Annotated in this window: 14 protein-coding genes; 9 read left to right on the forward strand and 5 right to left on the reverse strand. The window is 32.2% G+C overall.

Annotation, left to right across the window (positions count from 1 at the left end; genetic code table 11):
* Positions 1-62: 62 nt before the first annotated feature.
* The 5 genes from BMX09_RS01595 to BMX09_RS01615 all read right to left on the reverse strand — a co-directional run bounded on the left by BMX09_RS01595 (position 63) and on the right by BMX09_RS01615 (position 3,809).
* Positions 63-395, reverse strand: coding sequence for an LPD28 domain-containing protein (locus BMX09_RS01595; RefSeq protein ID WP_089745953.1), 333 nt, complete (start codon positions 393-395; stop codon positions 63-65).
* Positions 395-820 (reverse strand): hypothetical protein, encoded by a 426-nt coding sequence (locus BMX09_RS01600; RefSeq protein WP_089745954.1) that lies wholly within the window; start codon positions 818-820, stop codon positions 395-397. The genes BMX09_RS01595 and BMX09_RS01600 overlap by 1 nt, the downstream gene beginning before the upstream one ends.
* A gap of 84 nt (positions 821-904) precedes the next feature.
* A complete protein-coding gene (locus tag BMX09_RS01605) occupies positions 905-1,711 on the reverse strand; it encodes a hypothetical protein (RefSeq protein ID WP_089745955.1) in 807 nt (268 codons plus the stop codon).
* A 341-nt stretch (positions 1,712-2,052) separates the two neighbouring features.
* Entirely contained in the window at positions 2,053-3,324 is a 1,272-nt protein-coding gene (locus BMX09_RS01610; RefSeq protein WP_177159490.1) for a PcfJ domain-containing protein, read from the reverse strand.
* Positions 3,325-3,401: 77 nt separating this feature from the next.
* Positions 3,402-3,809, reverse strand: coding sequence for a Cas9 inhibitor AcrIIA9 family protein (locus BMX09_RS01615; RefSeq protein WP_089745957.1), 408 nt, complete (start codon positions 3,807-3,809; stop codon positions 3,402-3,404).
* A gap of 388 nt (positions 3,810-4,197) precedes the next feature.
* Here BMX09_RS01615 and BMX09_RS01620 point away from each other — a divergent pair, with 388 nt between their 5' ends.
* From BMX09_RS01620 to hemW, 9 genes are all read left to right on the forward strand, one after another.
* Positions 4,198-5,526: an ISLre2 family transposase gene (locus BMX09_RS01620; RefSeq protein ID WP_089745958.1), complete on the forward strand. Its 1,329-nt coding sequence runs from the start codon at positions 4,198-4,200 to the stop codon at positions 5,524-5,526.
* A 333-nt stretch (positions 5,527-5,859) separates the two neighbouring features.
* Complete coding sequence (locus BMX09_RS01625; protein ID WP_089745959.1) at positions 5,860-7,230, forward strand: MATE family efflux transporter; 1,371 nt, start codon at positions 5,860-5,862, stop codon at positions 7,228-7,230.
* A gap of 211 nt (positions 7,231-7,441) precedes the next feature.
* Positions 7,442-11,290, forward strand: a complete 3,849-nt coding sequence (locus BMX09_RS01630) for a SpaA isopeptide-forming pilin-related protein (protein WP_089745960.1) — start codon at positions 7,442-7,444, stop codon at positions 11,288-11,290.
* A gap of 382 nt (positions 11,291-11,672) precedes the next feature.
* Positions 11,673-18,692, forward strand: coding sequence for a SpaA isopeptide-forming pilin-related protein (locus tag BMX09_RS01635; protein ID WP_177159491.1), 7,020 nt, complete (start codon positions 11,673-11,675; stop codon positions 18,690-18,692).
* Positions 18,693-18,806: 114 nt separating this feature from the next.
* The gene (locus BMX09_RS01640; RefSeq protein ID WP_089745962.1) at positions 18,807-19,652 is read left to right on the forward strand and encodes a YihY/virulence factor BrkB family protein; all 846 of its coding nucleotides are present in this window, start codon (positions 18,807-18,809) and stop codon (positions 19,650-19,652) included.
* Positions 19,653-19,758: 106 nt separating this feature from the next.
* Positions 19,759-20,490 carry an ion channel gene (locus tag BMX09_RS01645; RefSeq protein ID WP_089745963.1) on the forward strand — a complete coding sequence of 244 codons (732 nt, stop codon included), beginning with the start codon at positions 19,759-19,761 and terminating at the stop codon, positions 20,488-20,490.
* A 97-nt stretch (positions 20,491-20,587) separates the two neighbouring features.
* Positions 20,588-21,496: a tRNA pseudouridine(55) synthase TruB gene (gene truB, locus BMX09_RS01650; protein WP_089745964.1), complete on the forward strand. Its 909-nt coding sequence runs from the start codon at positions 20,588-20,590 to the stop codon at positions 21,494-21,496.
* 14 nt (positions 21,497-21,510) lie between these two features.
* Positions 21,511-22,458 carry a riboflavin biosynthesis protein RibF gene (gene ribF / locus BMX09_RS01655; RefSeq protein WP_089745965.1) on the forward strand — a complete coding sequence of 316 codons (948 nt, stop codon included), beginning with the start codon at positions 21,511-21,513 and terminating at the stop codon, positions 22,456-22,458.
* Positions 22,459-22,474: 16 nt separating this feature from the next.
* Positions 22,475-23,647, forward strand: a complete 1,173-nt coding sequence (gene hemW, locus BMX09_RS01660; RefSeq protein WP_089745966.1) for a radical SAM family heme chaperone HemW — start codon at positions 22,475-22,477, stop codon at positions 23,645-23,647.
* The last annotated feature ends 123 nt before the right edge of the window (positions 23,648-23,770 follow it).

The following is a 23,770-nucleotide window of genomic DNA, read 5'->3' on the forward strand; positions in this document are numbered from 1 at the left end:
GGTGGAGGAGCCGCCAAAACTAAAAATAAGCCCCCAATTAAGAGGACTTATTTTTTGTAAGGTTATAGTAAAGGAGTTTCATCCGTATACTTATTTTTAAAATTTTCTATTGTTAACCACTCATCAAGAAATGAAATATCATTTTCATCATCAATAATTTTATAATCATTATCAGATTCAAGATTAAAATTAGTTACAGAAATAATATCTACTAAATGATTGACCCATATTGATTTTTTTATTTGACACCATTCGCCCCAACCTTCATCATCATGTCTAATACCAAACTGATTTAATGTTAATTTATTGACTAGTTCTAATTCATTTTTAGAAATACGTCCATCTAAAACTAGAATAGGTTCATTGAATAGTGTTGCTATTTGATACTGATTCATTATATAACCTCCTTATATATACCGTTATCAATATTCAATGGTATAGCTTTTTCAAGAAATAAACTGTATTCTCCGTTCAGAGTTCCTGAGTTTGTACATTGAGGAAATTCGATTTTTAATAGAGGAGTTCTAACTATCCCACTATCATCACTATATAAACCAATCTCTAATAGCCATATGTTATTAAAACAAATAACGCTATTATTATATTTATTTCCAACACAAAATGTAGTGTTTCGATTATCTATTCCTTCCGTAAATTTTTTATATACCTTTACGGCTTTTTGATAACTAATCAGATGACGAGTACCATATCCATGCCACGGTTCATAGTTTATATACAATCGACTATTACAGTTAAAATCTTCTAATAGTTGTATAAATTGATTTTTATCATAAGTAAAATTGTCTTTAAATTTTTTCATATTTATTCCTCCTTGTAAGTATAATAATTGCTATTTAATCATTCCCTTAGTGCTTATTATTAGCACTAAGGGGTGATTTTCATTCTATATTAAAAATATGTCGTAAGTGGTGTCGTCATTATCTTCAAAATCAATTCTGTACTCTTCATATTCTGTATGTGCTATTTCTTTGGCTTCTTCTTTATTTGTTGCATAAACAGTTATATATTGTGTACGTGTTTCTGTAACTTTTATTTTAAATTCTTTTATATCAGATTCAGAATCTTTGATAATATAAAAACTATGATAATTATTTTCTTTCGCATAGTGTGTTAGTTCATCTGTTTCATTATTGGTATAGCAATAAACAGTATCTAATACTTCATTTGTATCGCTATCAATCACTAGCCACTGTGTACCAGTATTCCATATAATTGTTTCAAGTTTTTTGATTTCCTCATCACTCATGTTTGATGGAACACAAGCATAAGTATATTCGACACTAAGCGACCCACATAATTTAATTAATTCAAACTCTTGGTTGTATTTCCAATTTAAAAAAGGTAAGTAAGATTCCCATTCTAATGTTTTATGATTGATATAGCTTTCATATAGTTCTAAAAGATATGAAATTTTTTCAATGGTTAGATTTCCAATAGTATCTGAATAATCAGCTAGTAAATTGATAAATTCGCCATAATGATTTGTATTAGAAACAAATAATATTTCCATTTCAGCAAATAACATATCTAATTGTATTTCAATATTTGATAATTCACTAGGGATACCATTAATGCCATCGTCAATTAATACATAAGGATAAATTGTATTAATCTTTTCTAGTTCGATAGGTCGTGTTTGTTTACATACGTCTACTTGTTTGATAATAATTGTTTTAACTGTTTTACTCATTTTCATTTCCTCCTTGAATAAATTAACCTTACACTTCCTACAAAAACGAAGCGAACGAGTGGAAGCAAGTGGAGGAACGTATAAATGTCTGACCGAACGAAGTGAGGGAATTTATGCCGTGACGATACTTGCTGGAGGGAGGAGTGAGTTATAACTTCTCGCCAATTTGGCGAGAAGTCAATGCGTTTCTGAAGTATGAAGAAACGCTATCCTTTTAATGTTTTTGGGTGGTGGAGGTGGAGGAACCCAAAAAACTCAAAAATGTTTTGGGGCGGTGGAGGTGGAGGAGCCGCCAAAACTAAAAAAAGCCCTCGATTAAGAGGACTTATTTTAATTATTTATTAGATAGCTTGTAAATACGATTCAAGTATTTGGTTAGCGTGGTCGCTTGGTGTTTGATTATATTTTCCATAGAATTGAATTTTTTGTTTTCGTTTTGTATTGATTTCTAATGTGTATAATGGTTTGTTTGGTTCATTAATATCACGGACTAAAATAATGGTTGTTTTACCAGTAGCGTGTTTTTCTACATAGTTTGCGACACAATGATGTAATGTTTCACCTTCTTTTTGTAATTCATCTGCGGTCTGCGGTAGTTTGAATAAATAATTTTCAATTTGTTTTTCTAATTTTTTATCGTTAGTCAACCGTTTCTTAAACCCATTTGAGATGATTTTTTCTTTTTCAGCTTTATCTTTAGCTAACCATTCCTCATGCAATCTTCTACGTTCTGCATTCCGTCTATTGATTTGCTCCACTAATTCATCATGTGCTAATTCAAGATTTTTAGGCATTAATACTCTTTCATATCTACTAATGATATCTAATTCCTCTAACATTTTTAAATAATCTTTATAGTAGGTAAAAGGTTTATTATTTTTAATGAGCCAATTTTGAAAACGGACTAATTTTAATTCTGGTGGAACGTCTTTTAAATCTGTATAACTCATTAATTTTTCAATTCCAGAAACAACTTTTACTCCTTGTTTTTGTAATTTGTGTTGTAATTCAAAAGCATTAAAATCTATTTTTTGGTTTTTTAATTTCGATTTATTTTCTTTTAACCATTTTTTTGTAACGATTCTCATATCAATCCCACCATAAACTGGAGGATAAATAATATCGTTAGCTAGGGAACAATTGATTTTTTGTAAAAATTCAATTTTATCTCTAAATTTGTAAAGCCGTTTCCAATCAGTGATATAAATATTTTTTTGCAATGTCAAATATTTTAATTCTGATATAGTTTGAATTTTGGTAAAATAATCATTTTGATAGATATGAGCATTAGCATAAACACTAATACCATCATGAAGACGAGTACAACCTAATTGCCAACCGCTCCATGTTCTACCAATTGCAATATGTTGATTATCCTGTAATCTTTCTAAATTCAATAATTGAATATCAATATATTGGATTCCATCAATATATTCAGAGTACACATAATAGCTTTGAATTTCGATTCGTTTTTTTGTTACAAGATAAATAACACATAATTTTGGACTTTCTTTAAATGTTAGACGACTAGTTTTCATCAAACGCTTTTTAATAATGTTACAATTTTTGCGATTGCTTGTAATAGTTTGTTCTTTGTTACTCCATTCATACATCGGAATTAACGATTCACACCATTCAAAAAAAGATTTTGGAGCTTTCAAACGATTGTCTATTATTTTTTCTAACGGTATCATAGAAAATCAAGCAAACTTAATTGCTCTTTTCCTTTCGATTCTTCATTATTAGATGAAAAGGTAATAGGTTTTGTTGGTGTGATTTGTGAATGTGAATGAACGGAAGTTTTTTTGTTTTGTTTTATAACAATCGTATCATCTGCATAGTAGTCAACAATCCATTGATAAACAGTTGTATCTTCTACCATTGCACAATTTGAAACGGCTAATTTTCTAGCTTTTTCTGTGCAATACTTAAATGCGTCAATGATAGTTTTATCCTTTTTTAGAATGTTTTGGAATAAGTCATTATCAGACTGTTCACATAACCAATTATGAATGACATTAATTGATTTATTTTTGTTGTCTTTGATTTCAAGTAACAATTTATCGAGTGCTAGTCTTTTTGTATCTTCTGTACTCATTTTTATTTCCTCCTTAATTGTTTTACCTTACACTTTCTACGAATACGAAGCGAACGAGTGGAAGCAAGTGGAGGAACGTATAAATGTTTGACCGAACGAAGTGAGGGAATTTATGCCGTGACGATACTTGCTGGAGGGAGGAGTGAGTTATAACTTCTCGCCAATTTGGCGAGAAGTCAATGCGTTTCTGAAGCATGAAGAAACGCTATCCTTTTAATGTTTTTGGGTGGTGGAGGTGGAGGAACCCCAAAAACTAAAAAAACTTGCACCTTTTTATTAGTAGATTTTGCTTTATTATCAATTAAATATAGAACAAAAATAAAATTGAGAAAATAAGTTGAAAAATAATATACTAAAATAGGAAAAAATAAAAGGAGTAAACTATACAATGATATTAAATGAAAAGAGCCTACAACAAGAATTACAACAAGAAAATATCAGATCGTTTGAGCAAAAAATAAAGATGTTATCCAACCATTTACATATCCAATTAATAGGACAAGGTTGGAAATATGTAAAGACTGCTACAAGAACGGTACTTTTTACTTTTGGAGAAGTTACAATCAGTCGTAAATGTTATTTAAAAAATGGGATTTATATTTACCCACTTGATGAAGAATTAGGATTAGAAAAATATACAAGGTTTTCAAAAGAACTACTGTATGAAGTTGCACAATTAGCTACCAAGATGTCCTATCGTCAAGTAGTGGATACTTTTAAAATTTTAAAAAATATAACTATTACAAAAGATACAGTTTTAAAAGCGGTGAAATTAGCAGGGGAATTATATAAAAAGAAAAAGGATTATGAATACTATATGGAATCAAATAATATTAATAAAAAAGAACCAAAAATCTTATTTCTAGAAGGTGATGGAGTACGTGTCAAAACAAATAATAATAATAGTACGGACTTCTCACATTTTATTATCCATGAAGGTTTTAATTTTGAATATAGTAATCGTAAAAAATTAAAAAATAAACATGAAATAATATCTCATAATAATAGAAAAGCTAGAGAAGATATATTATTATATTTAGAAAATAATTATAAATTGACAAAAAATACGATTATTGTTTCAAATTCAGATATGGGAATCGGATATACTCCTTATGTTTTTCGTGAAGTTGCTAAAGTTTATAATTGCAAACATGAACATTTTTGGGATAAATATCATTTAGAAACTATTTTATTTTCATTTAAAAAACTTTTAGTAAAAAAAGAATGTATTGACGAACAATTATTTAATAAACTATATGGTGCTATCAATGCACATAAAAAAAGAGAAACAAAATTAATATTGCATACTATAGAATCTAATATCAGAAATCCTATCTTATTAGAAAATTTTAGTACTTTTTCTAAAAGGTTATTAAGGAATTTTCAATATATTTCATCCGCTGCAAAAAGACACCTTGATATGCCTATAGCTATAGGTGTTATGGAATCACAACATACAAAGATAACGAATAGAATGAAAAATAGAGGAATGTATTGGTCGGTTACTAATGCGGAGACGATTGCTAAAATGATAATTGATATTCAAGAAGATCAATTAGATGATTTATTTTTTGGAAAATGGATTAATGAATATGGAGAATACGAAAAAATAAATGTTTCTGCAAGAAATTATGTCAAAAATATCAAGGTGATAGAATTACCAAAAGAATTAAAAAACCCTAAATATATTAGAAAAAAATTCAAAAAAAACTTTTAGAAAAAGTGCTAAAAACATTGATATATCAGTGTTTTTGTGGTATTATAATAGTGTAAAGAAGAGGTATGAGAAATACCTTTTCTGCACTATTCTAACCTTGTAAAAAACTTTATTAATTCTATATTTTTTTTACTAACTAAATTTCAGACACATACTATCAGTAAAGAAGGATTGACATTTTTAGTTAGATAGAGTATAAATTAATAGAGATATAAATAGAAACTCATTTGTAAAAATGGGAGTGGATTTTCCTGAAATGTTTTCGCCACATGACCAATTAAGTTTGGTTGTGTGGCGTTATTTTTTTGGAAAAAGTAAAAATTGGAGGAATATATGGAACATTCATTTATGGAAAAAGAAGAAATATTACCCTTAGTAGTGAAGATGTCGTTGCCAATGGTGATTTCAATGTTAGTTAATTCACTATATAATATTGTCGATAGTTATTTTGTAGCGCAAATTAGTGAACAGGCCATTTCAGCTTTATCATTAATTTTCCCATTACAAAATATGATTATTGCAGTAGGGGTAGGTTTCGGTGTAGGTTCAAATGCGGTCGTTGCGATTCACCTAGGTCAAAAAGATGAAAAAGGTGCCACTAACACGGCGGCTTTATCGATGATATTGTCGGTATTTAATGGAATTGTGTTAACGGTACTTTTATTAGGGACCATGCGATCGTTTTTACAATCATTTACGAATGATCTAATGGTGATTGAAGCAGGGATTGAGTATGGAACGATTGTCTTTTTATTTACCACCATCGTATCGATGTCGATTAATATTGAAAAGTTATTTCAAGCTGTTGGAAAAATGCGTTATGCGATGATGTGTATGATGATTGGGTGTATGACGAATATTGTTTTAGATCCAATATTTATTTTTGGTTTTGGATTTGTGCCAGCATTAGGCATTAAAGGTGCGGCAATCGCAACAGGTATCGGCCAAACAGTTGGGTTCTTAATTTATATTTATTTATATTATCGTGGTAAACTAGGCTTAACTTTGCGTTTGACAAAGGATGCCTTTGATTTTTCGATTGTAAAACGCATATATGCAATTGGTATTCCAGCTACTTTAAATATTTCCCTATCATCTGTCATGTTAACTTTACTAAATGGTATCTTAGCAAGTATGTCTGAAACAGGTGTCTTAATTTTAGGAGTCTATTATAAATTACAAACCTTTATCTATATGCCAGCAAATGGAATTATTCAAGGCATCCGTCCATTAGTAGGATTTAATTATGGAGCTAAACGTTTTGATCGTGTGCAAAAAATCTATCATACTTCATTATTAATGATTATGGCTATGATGGGGGCTGGGATGTTGATTAGCTTATTATTCCCAGAATTCTTAATGGCACAATTCACAACGAACCAAGCTACAGTAATGGAAGGTGCTAAAGCGATGCAGTTGATTAGTTTTGGCTTTATCGTATCATCAGTATCAGTAACGGTATCTGGTTGTTTAGAAGGAGTCGGCAAAGGAATGGAATCATTTATTGTTGCTATGGCACGCTTTGTAGTAATTATGATTCCAGTTGCCTATGTGATGTCAAAAATCATGGGTGTGAATGGTGTTTGGTGTTCGTTTGCCATTACAGAAACATTAACCGCTTTATTAGCTTATTGGTTATATCTTAAGAATTTTGTGATGGGAACTAATATGGATATAGAAGTAGCTAATGTAAAAAGTAAATAATAATTTTTATAAACCTCTGCTACAGCAGGGGTTATTTTTGTGAACGAAAAATACACAAACGACACATAAAGGACTAATGAAGTTTACTTTTAAGACAATAGTCGGTATAATAGTAAGTAGATACAAGATTTGTTTAAATAAAATAAAGCGAAAAGTAAAATCTATCATATCATCTATGTTGCCAGATATCTATGATAAGGAGGTATTCACAGTGATAACAAAAGATAAACGAGGAAAACGTAAATTATTCGATAACTATCGTATGAAATTATTAGTTGCAACAATGGCACTTATATTAACAACACCAACTATTCAAATAATTAATCAGAATGGGAATGGCAATATATTTAATGTAGCTGCTGAACAAGTCATTAATCAAGATAAGGAAGCAACACCAAAAAATATAAACGATATTTCAAATGTTATTATTCCACAAATGGTTATTTTTAATCCAGAAACGAAACAAACGCTTGAAGAAGGAGCAACTGTTCAATCAGTGGATAGTATCGGCATGAACTTATTATTTGATATTAATGCTACGAATCTTAGTGAGGGAGATTATTTTGAAGTTAGTCTACCAACACCATTAGATTATAGCAATATTAGCATGTTGCAATATGCAAAAGACGGCGTACGGTTTAAAGGAGAAATCCGAGATGATAAGTTAATTTGTACCTTATTAGCCTTACCAACCGGTATCCATCAAGTAAAAGCGATTAACTTTCAATTACATGCACCTTTTAAAACAGAGGAATCAAGTGGGGATATAACCCTAAAAACAATAGTAGGAACACAAGAAGTAGCGCAAACAATTACCGTTCATCAAGTCGCTCAAAGAGATATATCTAATAAAATCAATACACTCACACTTGATCTATTAAAAGGAGTCGATCAAATTGTCCAACAAGATGAGCTTATTAACCCCTATGAACATTATTATTTGAATATGACAATTGATATGGGGACAGAAATGTTTAGTAATCAAGTTCAAAAAGGCGATTACTTCGATATTCAATTACCCAATGTTTTAGATTATAAATTTGTGCAAGATTTAGATTATGATTCACCACAATTAAAATTTCACGGAACAATTAATCAATCTACAGGAATATTACATATTGTAGTCGAACGTGCACCACGAGCAGAAGGAAATAGGATTCAATTTGAGTTCAATGTAGCAATGCGATTCGATCTTGAAAAAGTGAAAGCCTTAGAAAGTGATGCAGAAGGCAAACGCAAAATGAGCTTAAAAATTAATACTAGCAACGATGAGAAAGAAGCATATAGTCATCGTTTCATCTTACAAGCCTTGAATACTGAGCATGAAAATGAATTTGATTATTATATCCCTCCATTCAAAGACTTATTTACAGAAAGTTGGGGATATACTCCTAAAAGTATGAATGATTATTTAGATGATATTTATCAAGTATCAGAATTTGGTTATGATTGTAGAGGAACACAAGATAATTTTGCACCTTACGAGATTTTTACACTTGTTAAATTAAAACAAAAATATGTTTTAGACAGTGGAGTCAATGGACTGAAAAAACACTGGTCAGCAGGTCCTATACAAACATTAGACAATGGTTATACCTCATTACCAAATGCGGATCCTAGTAATTATCTATTAGGTTATTGTATTGAAGAAAAAGGTTTTTCTCATATAAGACCGGGATTAGGCTTATATGCTGGAAGACATTATATAAAAGTTCCGTTAGAAAATTATAATTGGCATATGTATGAGCAAGATAAAGTGAAGTTAAGAAATGTTGTGGCCCATTGCTATCCATTTGTTAGTGAACAAGAGATGCGTCAGTATTATCATTTACCAAATGATATTCGTTTAAGTGATATGATTGCTGCTACTCAACAAGTATTATGGGATATTAGACGTATTTACCCAAATACTCAAGAAGAAGTTAAATATAATCGAAAACTTACTGCTGATGTTTGGACAGAACCACACATTAAGGGTAAATTAACCTTACAATGGGGATTAACTGATGAACAACGCTCATTGCAGTCTGATGCTAGTAATATGTTTAGGGCTATAGACATCATTAAATCTCGCTACACAGAAAATTATCAAGTGAATAGCCCTTCAGATATTGCGTTAGGAACCGTAACAATCAAGGGTTCAACTCTAACAACTAGTATTAGTCGTCACTTAGATAGCAGTGAGACTGGTAAAGTAATAATTCGCTCATCAAATGGAAAAGTGATTCAAAAAGTAATCACCATGAATACACCACTAACTATTAGTGAAGATATCGCTAGCCTATTAACAAATGCTCAAACGACGATTACTGTTACTTTAGAGATTGTTGATAGTGATGCCGAAGTACAATTTTATGTGATGGATGGTTCGGGAATATGGACACAAGACTTAATTACTGGTGAATTGTACCCAAGAACTTATGTTGATCAAGCAGAAGTGCAATTAAATCGTGGAAAGTTTACCTTTACTAAGGTAGACGCTACTACTAAAAATGCAATTGCAGGAGCAGAATTTACTCTAACAAAATTAGATGAAGAAGGAAATAAAACTAATTTAGTATATTATGAATCTGCAAATCAAGATGGTGAATTTATCTTTGATGAATTATCTCCAGGTGAATATCTTTTAGAAGAAATAAAAGCACCTGAAGGATATTTACTAACAGGAATGATTTTCAAGGTAACAATTTATGCGGATGGGACGAATCAAGTTGAAGTAAAAAAAGCTAATTCCGATCAATGGGAAGGGTATAGCCCAACTATCGATAATCACTACCAAATTGAAAATCCCCAAGATGTAGACATTATTATTCAAAAAGTTGACCCAGAAGGCAATCCCATCCTAGCTACCAAACTCCGCCCGGGTGCAGAGTTCGAATTAAAAGAATATAAAAAACAAGCTAGCACAGATGATGAGTGGAATCCAGTTACCACGGATAATGTTTATACGGAAATAATTGGAAAAGATGGCACTTTACGATTTGGTCAGTTACACCATGGAATCTGGTATCAATTACGAGAACTGAAAGCCCCAGCTGGATATCAAAAAACAGACACTATCTGGGATATCAAAATCAATCATAATGGTGATATCGAAATTACTTCAAGCGAAAATCCGCAAGAGGTTGCTACCGATAATACCATTACGGTGATGAATAAAAAGAATGGTAACTTAGTAATTAATAAACAAGATAGCGAAGATGCAAGTATATTTTTACCAGGTGCAATATTTGGTTTAACAGATCTTCAAACACAAGAAGTTATTACTTCAGAAGCAACCGATGACCAAGGGAATGTTACATTTTCTGATATTAGTCCGGGATATTATCGCCTACAAGAAATAACACCTCCAGAAGGATATCAATTGAGTCATAAAACATGGATGATTTATGTTAATGACCATGGAGAAACTTATCTTTTAGCTAATGATGGCACAGAAGAAAATAGTAATTCATTAGAAAATGCGACAATGATAACGCCAGATAATCCATTAGTGATTACCAATAAAGTGAACGCTACCGCAATTATTAAGATTACAAAAGTCGATGCTAAAACAGGAGAATTGATTGTCGATAATAATCACAAGACGACTGCACGATTTGGTATTACAACAACTCCAAATCCTGTAGCCAATGCTGACTTATCTTCAGATGATATTTTTAATGGACAGGTGGCTTATTTGGATAATGGAACCTATACTTTTACTAATAAAGGAAAAGGCTTTGAAACTGGTCAATATTACTTATGGGAAATGCGTGCACCGCAAGGTTATGTAACATTAACTGAAACAATTCCCTTCTATATTAAAGCAGATGGCAGTGTGATTATTCCTTCCAAACAAAATGAACAAGGAGAATATGTTGTTGATGAAGCTCATCCGGCCTATCATATGATTCAACAATCAATAGAAGAAGGGGATACTCCCGCTGTTGAAATTAAAGTGAAGAACCATAAAATGTTATTCCCAAGAACTGGTGGTATTGGTTCAATGCTATTTTATGTGATTGGGTTAATCAGTATGCTTAGTGCAATACTATTGTTTAGTAAAAGTAATCAATAATAAAAGTGAAATAGAGTTAGTTGACGTAAAAGTTAGCTAGCTCTATTTTTTATGGGAAATAACCTTTTTTAACAATAAAAAAATAGCTGAAACTTTTAGCGAAAAACATTTTTTAAAAAATAATCACTATTCAGACACAATTAAGTCAAAATTAGGTTGAAATATGTCTAAAAAATAGTATAATTAAATATGTATAAAAATAGGATACATTTATAAAAAGATGGGAATATAGTAGTTTTGCTTATCGAAAATAATAGAAATAAAAGAGCAAAAGACAATCATGAAAAATAAAAAATGTGTCTAAAATTAGAGAATGTGAACAAACAAATAAATAAAACATTAAAAAGAGATGATGACGACCGCTCGTCAGGAGGAAAACAAATTGAGTAATAATAAACATAAACGGGACCAAATAACACAAAACACCAGAAAGGAGACGGCTACTGTGATTCCAGAAGTAAGTTATAAACACAAAGCTAAACAACAAAAAGTCTTTGATAAATATCGCACGAAATTATTAACGGCAGCAGCAGTCTTAACCTTTGCCACACCAGCAGCAATTACAGTAATACAAGAGGGGCACTTTAATCCACTAGCAGCCATTCAAGCAGAAAGTGGCGATGATGTTTCTAAAGAAATCACTGGCTTAGAAATGAAATTAGTGAATTCTGATGGTAGTGATATTAATGATAGTAAAGTGAATCCTTATCGTCAATACAATTTATATCTTAAAACACAATCAAATATTACAATTGGCTCAGGAAGAATTGAGGTAGGAGATTTCTTCTATATTAATGTACCAGAAGAATTAGATTATACAGCTGTTCAGCAAATGGTAGTCGATACAAATGATTTTAAATACTCAATCAAAGTTATTGAAAAGGATGGCAAAAAACAATTACGCGTTGAAATTAATGATATTATGAATTTACCAATTAATGCATTTGAAATAGAAATGACATTACCAGTAAAATTTGCAGATACAACAAATCAAGAGGTTACCTTAACAGCAAGTACACAAGGTGCAACATCAAATGAACAAACCGTTACAATCCAATCTAGAGAAAAATCGGATATTTCAAATCAAACTGATGTAGCCTTAAAAGTAGTTGAAATGACTGATGCAGAAAATTTTAGCGAAATTACTTCAGCAGTCGATCCATCAACAGTCTTAGGACTACAATTAAGCTTTACTTTTAATACAGATGACTTAATGCCTGGAGATACTTTTACAGTCGAATTACCAAAAGAATTAGAATATGTTGATGGAGCGGTAGTAAATATAGCTAGACCAGAAATGCAAGTAGCCGGAAAAATTAACGGGAATGATAAAACAGCAACATTTACGGTTATTCGTGTACCAAAAGGAACTGGTCAGGCAGAAGCAATGGGAACAACAGTAGCAGCACCATTTGATTTACTAGAAATCCCAATAAATGGTGGAGAAGTGACGCTAACTGCTACAACAGCTAAAAATAGCGCTTCGCAAAAGATTACAATTAGCCAAGCTTCAGCATCTCGTGACGTAACAGCTTCAGTAAAAAATCTAACATTTGATTTAACGGATGAAGATGGCAATACTGTTGCACAAAATGCAGAAGTGAATCCTTATAAAGTATACGGGATGAATATTAATGTTGATATGGGTGAAAATGCAGGAGTTCAACAATTAAAAGCAGGAGATTATATCGATATTGAATTACCAGATATGATGGATATTGATATTAACGAAATCAAAAAAATGATTAACAATACTCCAAATTTTGAATCAGTTGGAAGAATCTTTAATGATGATAATGGACATAAAGTACTTAGAACAACAATTACAAAAGTTCCTCGATCAATTAGTAATACAGTAACATTCGGTTATAAATTATTTGTGCCGTTTAATATTGAAAAGATATTACAAATTCAAGATTATAACAATACTCGTGATTTTAGTTTAAAAATGAAGACAACTGCACAAGATAACCCAAAAAGTATTGTATTACCTTTATGTGTTGTAAATCTTGGTAATCCGGAAGTTCCAGCAGGAGATTTGTATTCACCACCATCTGAATTTTTATTTAATAATGCTGGAAGAACTAATGAAGCAAATATATTGAAACCTCAATATCAAACTTCACAATTTTTATCAAAACCTAGAAAAGCTGATGGGTCATTGAATGGAAAATTTTATGATTATTCAATCTATACCTTAGTTAAAATCGAAAAAGGGCATGGGAAATATGGTCTTCAAAGTAGATGGACTCCTGGATGGGATAAAGTAGCTAGTAATGTTGATCCAACAAAAAAACATTGGTCTGCTTCTCAAGGTCATCCATCTGAACCAGATGACTCATCAGTGCCTAATGCCGGACCTGAAAATTATATTAATGCGTACTGTATTGAAGATATTAAGTATAGATGGATTGGTGATGGATTAAGACCAAAAGTTACTGCAAGTAATGGTGATTATCGATATATGCAAGAAGATTTTGAAACATTTTTCTATAAAGAAGTATATAATCATATTAGCCAAAATGAAAAACCGGAAATGGCTAAAAAAATCAAAAATATCATGGCGCATTCGTATCCTTTCGTTAGTGAAGAAGCTATGCGTAATTATTATGGATTTGAAGATGATATTAAATTAAGTGATATTATTGCAGCAACACAACAATATATATGGGATTTACTGTATATTAATAATTCTGAATACGCAATTCCAAATACAGGGGCTAAAATTGGAAGATGGGATAATTATCATTCAGAGAATATGACTGTTCCATTTAAAAATAATCAATATACATTAGACATTAATTCTGATCAACGAGTAAGAAGTGCTTGGGAAAAAATTGGTCTAAAAGTGAATCAAGGCTATACAGAGAAAAACATAGAAAAAGTTAAGATTAACAAAATTTTATTAGATGATAAAAAAGAGAATGTAACGATTGAATTATCCAAGAAGATTGACCCAAGTGAAACGGGTAAATTAATTATTACAACGCCTGACGGAACAAAAGAAGTCCAATTAGGTTATAAACCAGGATATGAATCAGGTAAAATAATTACAACTGCAGTATCGGGGTTTGATGAATCTAAAGAACATAATTTTGTAGATGTTCGTTTAGAACTTACCGATAACGACTATTTAGTTAAGTTTTATGCATTGCATTCAATAGGGGGAGCAACGCAAGATGTTATTACTACTAAAATTTTTCCTCGTACCTATACAGATCAATCTAGCATAAAAGTAAACTGTTTTAAAGGTAAGTTTGAATTTATTAAGTATCAAACAGGTACGCAATATACAATTGTAGGTGCAGAATTTGAATTAACAAATCAATCAACTGGAGAAAAATTTACAGCAGTTGCTGATTTAGAAGGACTAGTATCGTTTGATAAACTTCCAAGTGGTACCTATACATTAAAAGAAACCAAAGCCCCAGCTGGATATATCTTGATTGAAAAAGAATATACAGTAGTAGTTGGTGAAGATGGTAACGCAACGCTTGATGGTCAAAATATATCGGAGGGGATTTGGAACAATAAATATGAAATTAGCAACCCTGAAGTAAAGATTGAATTAATTAAAGAAGATGCAGATAAAACACATGCTGATAACACAAACCGATTAAACGGAGCGGTGTTTAGGATTGATAAAGAGAATGGAGCAAAAGAAGGTTATCCAAAACAATATACGACACAAGGTACAGGAGTTAATACTGGTGAGATTCATATCACTGGATTAACGGATGGTACTTATACCATCACAGAAATAAAAGCCCCGGTTGGATATCAGTTGTCTGATGAAGTAATTACATTTACTGTTAATAATGGAGTTGTTACTAGAAATAATGGCGAGATTTTAAATGGTAAAGATGCAGAGAAGCCAGAGTTAGAAAACAAATCTATGTTCTTTAGTAATAAACCTGAAAAACCAAAAGAACCTGAAATAATTGTTAAAAAAGTCGATCAAAATGGTGATGTATTACCAGCGATTGAAGGTGAAGTAAATTCAGGAGCAGAGTTTACCTTAAGAGAATTACAAAAGAAATATGGAGGTAAGTGGGGCTATATTCCTGACACTGAACAACAAACGCGAACATTAACGATAGATACTGATGGTCAATTACGTTTTGAGAACTTAAGTAAAGGTGTTTGGTATATTTTATCAGAGACAAAAGCACCAACTGACTATGAAGGTACAGAGAAACAATGGAATGTTAAAGTTGAAACTAATGGCAGTATTGAAATTAGTGAAGTAGCAGTTAAACGTGTTAAAACCCCAGCGAAAAACATTAAAAATGCTGATATCCAAAAAATAACTCAACTAGTAAATGGGTTGTTACCAACACTGTCTCAAAAACCCAAATCTGTTATAAAAGAATTTAAAGAAGAACAAGTTAGCATTAAAGAAGCTAAAAAACAAGAAGCAAAAATTGATGGGTCAACGATTACTATCGTTAACCAAAAATTAGGTAAATTTGATATCGAAAAAATCAGTACATTGAAAGAAAAATTAACTGGAGCGGAGTTTGAATTAATTAAAAAGGATGACTCTTCATTTACACCAATTCAAAAAACAACACCAAAGAGCGGATTACTTACTTTTGATAATTTATTACCTGGAACTTATATATTAACAGAAACGAAAGCTCCAGAAGGTTATGAAAAAACTTCTGAAACTTGGGAAATTAAAGTTACTAACAATGGCGAAACCATATTGTTATCTGAAACTGGTGAAAAGATCATAAATACTGGAGCTGATTTTTCATCTGGTTATAATGGAATATTAAATATGGCTTCCAAAGTTATGTCAATCGATACTGAAAATAAAACATTTACACAATATATTTATGTAAATAACTATAAGTCTAATAAAGTAGTATGGTTTGGAGAAAATCATTTTAAACCAGTAGCCAATATTGAATTACCGAAATTTAATAATGCTGAAACAATTTCTTATAAAATTTATAAAGTTCCTTTTGGAAATGTAAGTGAATTACAATCATTTGAAGGAACAAAAACAAAAGAAGAATTCCCTTCAGACAGTGCTATTGTATCAAATATTAATAGATACGAAGGATACACAAATTTAGAAGTAGCATTTAATACAGCATTATCTCCAAAAAATAGTTATTATGATGCTAATGCAGCTATTATTGAAGTGACTGCAAAATATGAAGGAAATGAAATTAATACGAATAATAGCTTCCAATATATGTTGCCAGCTTGGGAAGACAAATCGATGGAGACTAGAGAAGTTTCAACAACAAATTATGTTAAAATTCCTAACTTAAAATCAGAAGAAATTATTAAAGTTCCTTTAACAATTATCAATAAACGCCCAGAAACACCAGAACCAAAACCAGGCGAAGGTAAAGTCGTTATTAATAAATTGGGATTAGGGAAACCAGTAGCCGGAGCCAAATTTAAATTATCATATGGTAAAATTGGTGAAATCGATACTACGAAAGAGCCTATTTATGGAGTTGAAAATAATGCCGGAGAAATTATTTTTAATCAGTTAAAACCAGGTATATATACATTAGAAGAAGAATCGGCACCAGAAGGATATGAAAAAACAGATAGAACGTGGACAATCATTATATATTCAAGTGGTGTCACTGAAGCATTTGAAAATCCTAGCAACGGGTCACTACAACCAGAAGAAAGAACAGGAAGTAATCGAAATAGTGATTTAACAGTTGTTAAGGATAACTTTACGTTTACTGTTTACCCATATGGTGATAGCAATGGGAGTCGTGATGCATCAACCATCTACCCTAATAACGGAGGGTTAATGGATGTTGATTTCGAATTAGATTTTAAATCTGATACTAAAAAACTACTTGCTGGCGACTACTTTACATTAGATATTCCAGAATACATGCATGATCACGGAATTAATCCTGCAAATGTCAATGAACATATTATCATTAATGGTCGTAAAGAACCGATTGCAATTGGTAAGATGGTTGATATGGATGGTAATCGTGTGATGAAATATACGTTTACTGAATATGCAGCAAGTATGAAACATATTATTTTAAAAGGTAATCTTAAATTATCAATCGATACAAGTGTAGTAACTGATGATGCGTCGAATAAACAGTATGACTTTAACTTGATTGATCAAAAGCATATTAAAGGATCAATTAATGTGGAGTATCCAGATTTTGGTACTGAATATACAAATACGATTAGTTTAATGTCGACAATCACTCAAAAAGATAATAAAAATCAAACATTTGAATATTATATTTATGTTAATCCATTAAAACGCACAGGAAATAAAGGTACAACTTTAGAAATTAATGATTTTCGAAATGATGATCCATATGTTCCTGGGAAGGATAGTGTTGCGAATATTACAAGTATTCGTTTATACGATGCAACAAATGTTGAATTGCCAAAAAGTTTTGCAGTTACTCCGTTAATAGATAAGGGTACATTAAAAGATTTAGGAAAAGAATACTGTACAGAACCAATCTCAAAACCTAATGATGGGCATACATATACAGTAGATTTCGAAAATTTTTTATATAATGGTAAGAGTTATGTGGTTAAAGTTACTGGAACAATGGATTCGCAAGGTGACTATTTAGCCTTGTCTTCTAAGTTAAAAGGAACGTATACTCAAAAAGATATTTGGCACAACGGATATTGGTACGATGGATATTGGTACGATGGGTATTGGGAAAATGGATATTGGGAACAAAAAGATTTAGATAACCCTACATATCTTATTACTAATAACCATACTTATGTACGTTCAAGTGAGTTAGCGATTATTGGTCATTATAAGGATAATTATCCTGTCTTAGATATTGCTAATGCTCCAATTAACAAAGCTAAAATTAAAGTTACAAAAGTCGATGAAAAAAATCCTGATAAATTAATTGGCTTTGGAGATTTTGATTCTGCTCGTTTCGCAATTACTACAAAACCAAATCCTGTATCAACTAATAATGGGCAAAATTCAGATGATATTTATAATGGCCAAGTTGCTAACCTAATTGGTAATAAAGGTAGTTCATTTACCTTTGAGAATAGTGATAAACAAGGATTTGAACCTGGTCAATATTACTTATGGGAAATGCGTGCTCCAAAAGGTTACGCAAAATTACTTGATGTTATTCCGTTTTATATTGAAGAAGATGGATCAATTATTATCCCTTCAAAAGAAATTAAACAAGGTGATATGGTAGTTGGGCATGAAGTAGATACAGAGCATTTTGCTTATGATATGATTACACAACCAACAAAAGTAGATGACACACCTATTTTTGAAATCAAAGTTAAAAACCGTAAAGTCGAATATCCAAAAACTGGTTCTATCGGTTCAATTATTTTCTACGTAATTGGTCTAACTGGTATGATTGGTTCAGCTTGGATGTTTACTAAAAAACAATAAAATGTAATCATTCATTTTTATGAGGAGGCCTTGTGCTTCCTCTTTTTTTGAGTTTTATTTTACAAATGACTTCTTTTTGTTTAAAATTAATAGAGAATTAAAGGTGGTGCCAATTTGACAATTAAAATTTTTTTGAAAGCAATGATTGAAAAAGTTCAGCAAAATGACCTCTTCAATATTGGGGCAATGTTGGCTTATTATTTATTATTTAGTATTTTCCCATTTTTAATTTTTCTTTTGAATATTGTAGGTTTGATTGCAGCAGAGTATCAGCAGGATATTTTAGAATTATTGCAAGTTTTACCTAAGAATGTAGTAGAGATTATTAATCCGATTTTAACGTCGATGATTCATTCGAGTTCAGGAACTTTATTATCGGTATCTTTATTAGTAGCTTTATGGGCTGGTTCTAAAGGAATTATTAAGTTAATGGGTGAGGTTAGCCGGGCATTTGGCTCGACAAAGCCACATAGTTTTTTAGTGACGCGTGCTTTAGGGCTTTTATTCACATTAGCCTTGTCAGCGATGATGGTTGTCTTAGTATCAGCGAATGTCTTTGGTGATATTATCTATCATTATGTTGTGTCTTTAGTAGGTGAAAAAGAATTATTAGTGGAAGTTTTTCATTTATTACGTGGGATTGTGCCATTTTTAGTGATGGTTATTATTTTTGCTTTGCTGTATCGTTTTAGTCCAAGTGCTGATGTGAAGCGTAAAATAACCATCATTGATATGTTGCCGGGTGCATTATTTACGTCGGTGAGTTGGGTTGTTATTACGAATGCTTTTTCATTTTATGTGAATAATTTTGGCCGTTATGATGCGACATATGGTTCTCTTGGGGGGATTATTGTTTTATTATTATGGCTATATTTATCGAGTATTGTGATGGTGTTAGGAGCATATGTCTCATCGGTGTATGTTGATTTAAAAGAACAAGATAAGTTAGAAATAAAGTAGTGAGATTTTTGTCCTAAATCCACTACTTTTTTATGTAGAAAATTAGTTAAATATCTTTTTGAAGCTACTTTATATGTTATGATTAAAGGGTAAAAGGGGCGTTTAGATGAAGAGAAAAATTTATGAAATTAGTTATTTATTATTAGCGATTATTTCGGTATTGTTTGTTTTTGATAAAGAGAATCATTATATTTGGTTTGATCGTATGATTTACGGATTGTTTTTGGGTGAATATCTAGTTTGCGTATGGAAGGCAGATAATAAGTTCCATTATATTATTAGTCATCCAATTGATTTGATTGTGGTATTGCCAATTAATAGTGTCTTTCGTATTATTCGTTTGTTGCGTGTGGTGAAGTTATTGAGGTGGAATAGTTGGTTTGCCAATCATTTCCCGAGTGTGACGACTTTACTGCAAACTAATGATGTAGGCTTGATGTTAGTCTGGTTAGTAGCGATGTTATTTATTGTGAGTATTCCGATGACGTATATTGAACCGACTATGGCTAATTATTTTGACGCTTTATGGTGGACGGTTGTGACTACGACCACGGTAGGTTATGGAGATATTGTACCACATACATTACTTGGTAAGAGTATTGGTATTTTTTTAATGGTTTTTGGTATTGGAATTGTTGGTATTTTAATTGGTAATATTGCTAACGTATTAATGTTAAAGTCTAAAAAAGAGTTCGCTCTACCGATTGAGTCGAAAGGTTTTGAGGATTTGAACGTTGAAGCCAAGGAACGAATTACTCGTCGGATTGAAGAGGAGATTGAATTAGAATTATATAAGCAATCAATGAAGGAAAAAGAATTAGCAAAAATAATAGAGTAGTAGAAGTTGCTGTTTATCATGGGATGAGCAGTAGCTTTTTTATGTTTATGGGACTTTTTCTATGGTATACTAAGAAGGACAATAGGGAGGCGAAAAAATGGATGGAATTTTACCAATTTGGAAAGAAAAGGGTATGACTTCTTTCGATTGTGTATTTAAATTACGAAAAATATTAAAAATGAAGAAGATTGGACATTCAGGAACACTGGATCCAGAAGTAGATGGGGTATTACCAATTTGTTTAGGAAAAGGAACTAAGGTAGTTGAGTATTTATTAGCATCAGCCAAGCAATATAAAGGTCAGATTACATTAGGTTTTGCGACGGAGACTGAGGATGCGCATGGTGATGTGATTGAGAAGACGCCGGTTAAGGAATTAATCTCTACTGAGGTGATTGATCAGGCGATGAAAGAGATGGTTGGGGAGTTAAAGCAGATTCCACCAATGTATTCGGCTGTTAAGGTGAATGGTCGTCGTTTATATGAGTATGCGCGTAAGGGTGAAGAAGTTGAGCGTCCAGTGCGTACGGTGCAAATTTATGCATTCGATCGTACGAGTGAACCTGTTTTTGATGAGGTGAATCAGATTTTATCTTGGCATTTTGAAGTGACTTGTAGTAAGGGGACGTATATCCGTACATTGGCAGTTGATTTGGGACGTAATTTAGGTTATGCGGCTCATATGTCTCAGTTAACACGTATTAAGAGTGGGCTATATAAGCCGGAAGATTGTATGACGATTGATGAAGTTCGTGAGGCGGTTGAAGCGGGTACGATTGAAGAGTTTATCCAGCCTGTTGAGACGGCTTTAGTAGATTTTGATAAAATGCAGTTACCTAGTGCCGTTGAAAAGAAAGTGGCGAATGGTTCGTTATTAGAAGCAAAAGAATTGCCTTTAGGAGAATTACAGTTACCAATTGCGTTATATCAAGAGGAACGTGTTGTGGCAATTTATGATCAGCATCCAAGTAAAAAAGGAATGTTGAAGCCGATTAAAATGTTTTAAGAGGGGATGAAAAAATGGAAATCATTTATTTAACACATCCATATGATAAAAATGAGATTCCATCAGATGATGTTGTGTTGGCATTAGGTTTTTTTGATGGTTTGCATAAGGCTCATCAAAAGGTGATTCAAACAGCGAAAAGGATTGCTAAAAGTCAAGGTAAAAAGCTAGCGGTGATGTCATTTGATCGTCATCCAAGTGTGTTGTTTTCTAATAAGGCGGAAGGTGAGTATACGTATATTTCACCTTTAGAGCGTAAGATTGAATTATTAGAAATGATGGATATTGATTATTTTTATGTGGTAACGTTTAATCATGATTTTGCAAGCTTAAATCCGCAAGAATTTGTTGATGAGTATATCGTTTGTTTGCATGCGAGTGTGGTGGTGGCTGGATTTGATTATACATATGGTCGTCCAGATATTGCGAATATGGATTGTTTGGACTATTATGGTAAGAATCGTTTTGATATTGTGATGGTACCAGAACAGCGTAATCTTCATGGTAAGATTGGTTCGACTTCAGTGCGCAAGGCTTTAGTCGAGGGAGAAGTATCTTATGCGGAGGAATTATTAGGTTATCACTATCAAATAAGTGGGGTTGTCGAGCATGGTTTTGGTCGTGGGAGTGCCTTATTAGGATATCCGACTGCTAATACGGCGGTTCAACCAGATGTCTTAGTGCCTAAGCAAGGAGTCTATGTGACGCGTGTGAAGGTGCGTGGTGAGTGGTACAAAGCGATGACGTCGATTGGATTGAATCCAACTTTTAATGATGTTAGAGAACCGGTCATTGAGGTTCATATTTTAGATTTTAATCAAGATATTTATGGAGATAAGATTACAATTGAGTGGCGTAAGTATTTGCGTCCGGAATTGAAGTTCGAGACAATTAATCAGTTAATTCGTCAACTTAAAACTGATGAGGAAGATACGCGAATGTATTTTTCTGAAAAACAATAATTAAAAGGGAGATTTTATGAGTCAATTTTTAAAAAAAGAAGTGCATTCTGATGTGAAGACGTCAGCTTATATTCATATCCCTTTTTGTTCGCATATTTGTTATTATTGTGATTTTAATAAGGTGTTTATTGAGGGGCAACCAGTTGATGAATATGTTGATTTGTTGATAGAGGAGATGAAGATTGCTAGTCAACAGCAAGAAATTCCATTATTAGAGACGTTATATATTGGTGGTGGTACGCCGTCGACTTTATCCTTAAAGCAGATGGAGCGGTTATTAGAAGGGATTCATCAGTATATTCCTTTGCGTCCGGATAATGAGTTCTCGATTGAATTGAATCCAGATGATGGTTCGATTGAAAAGTTAGCTTTATTGAAGGATTATGGTGTGAATCGGATTAGTATGGGTGTTCAGACATTTCATGATGATTTACTAAAAGCGATTGGACGTAAACATCGTAAGGAGACGGTCTACAAAACGGTGGATGCTGCAAAGGCGGCTGGATTTGAGAATATTAGTATTGATTTGATTTTTCGTTTGCCAAAACAGACGATTGCTGATTTTGAAGAGACTTTACGATATGCTTTGGAATTGGATTTGCCTCATTATTCGATTTATTCATTAATTTTGGAACATAAGACGGTCTTTTATAATTTGATGCGTCAAGGGAAGTTACCTTTGCCAACGCAAGATGAAGAAGCGGAAATGTTTCAGATGGCGATGGATACAATGGAGCAGTCAAATCATAAGCATTATGAGATTAGTAATTATGCTAAGCCTGGTTTTGAGTCGCGTCATAATTTGCATTATTGGAATGCCGATGAATATTATGGCTTTGGTGCGGGGGCTCATGGTTATGTTCGTGGTGAACGCTACCAGAATAAAGGACCAATTCAACATTATTTGGAGCCGTTGAGACAAGGGAAGTTGCCGATTTTACAGAGTCAACCTTTAACGCGTCAGGCTAAGATTGAGGAGTTTATGTTCTTAGGGTTGCGCAAGATGTCTGGTGTTAGCTATCGGGAATTTAAGTATCGTTTCAATTGTTCAATGATGAGTATTTATCAAGATGTGATATTGGATTTAGAAGAACAAGGATTAATTATAAAAGATGATGAAGGGATTCGCTTGTCGCAAAAAGGAAAATTTTTGGGTAATAATGTATTTCAGTCATTTTTATTATCTTAATGACAGTGGGGGAAGCAGTTGTTTTCGCCACTTTTATTAGTTAATAAGCAAATTTTTTGGTGAATATAAAGGGATTTGTTAAAATGAAATAAAAATAGAGGGTTTAAGATTATGAGGAGGATG

The sequence above is a fragment of the Granulicatella balaenopterae genome (assembly GCF_900111135.1).
In the GTDB taxonomy this organism is placed as follows: domain Bacteria; phylum Bacillota; class Bacilli; order Lactobacillales; family Aerococcaceae; genus Granulicatella; species Granulicatella balaenopterae.

Excerpts from the sequence above, each read along its gene's own strand:
- truB (WP_089745964.1), top strand. The coding sequence starts at position 20,588 with ATGGATGGAATTTTACCAATTTGGAAAGAAAAGGGTATGACTTCTTTC.
- BMX09_RS01605 (WP_089745955.1), bottom strand. The coding sequence starts at position 1,711 with ATGAGTAAAACAGTTAAAACAATTATTATCAAACAAGTAGACGTATGT.
- BMX09_RS01610 (WP_177159490.1), bottom strand. The coding sequence starts at position 3,324 with ATGTATGAATGGAGTAACAAAGAACAAACTATTACAAGCAATCGCAAA.
- BMX09_RS01615 (WP_089745957.1), bottom strand. The coding sequence starts at position 3,809 with ATGAGTACAGAAGATACAAAAAGACTAGCACTCGATAAATTGTTACTT.
- hemW (WP_089745966.1), top strand. The coding sequence starts at position 22,475 with ATGAGTCAATTTTTAAAAAAAGAAGTGCATTCTGATGTGAAGACGTCA.
- ribF (WP_089745965.1), top strand. The coding sequence starts at position 21,511 with ATGGAAATCATTTATTTAACACATCCATATGATAAAAATGAGATTCCA.
- BMX09_RS01620 (WP_089745958.1), top strand. The coding sequence starts at position 4,198 with ATGATATTAAATGAAAAGAGCCTACAACAAGAATTACAACAAGAAAAT.
- BMX09_RS01595 (WP_089745953.1), bottom strand. The coding sequence starts at position 395 with ATGAATCAGTATCAAATAGCAACACTATTCAATGAACCTATTCTAGTT.
- BMX09_RS01600 (WP_089745954.1), bottom strand. The coding sequence starts at position 820 with ATGAAAAAATTTAAAGACAATTTTACTTATGATAAAAATCAATTTATA.
- BMX09_RS01625 (WP_089745959.1), top strand. The coding sequence starts at position 5,860 with ATGGAACATTCATTTATGGAAAAAGAAGAAATATTACCCTTAGTAGTG.
- BMX09_RS01645 (WP_089745963.1), top strand. The coding sequence starts at position 19,759 with ATGAAGAGAAAAATTTATGAAATTAGTTATTTATTATTAGCGATTATT.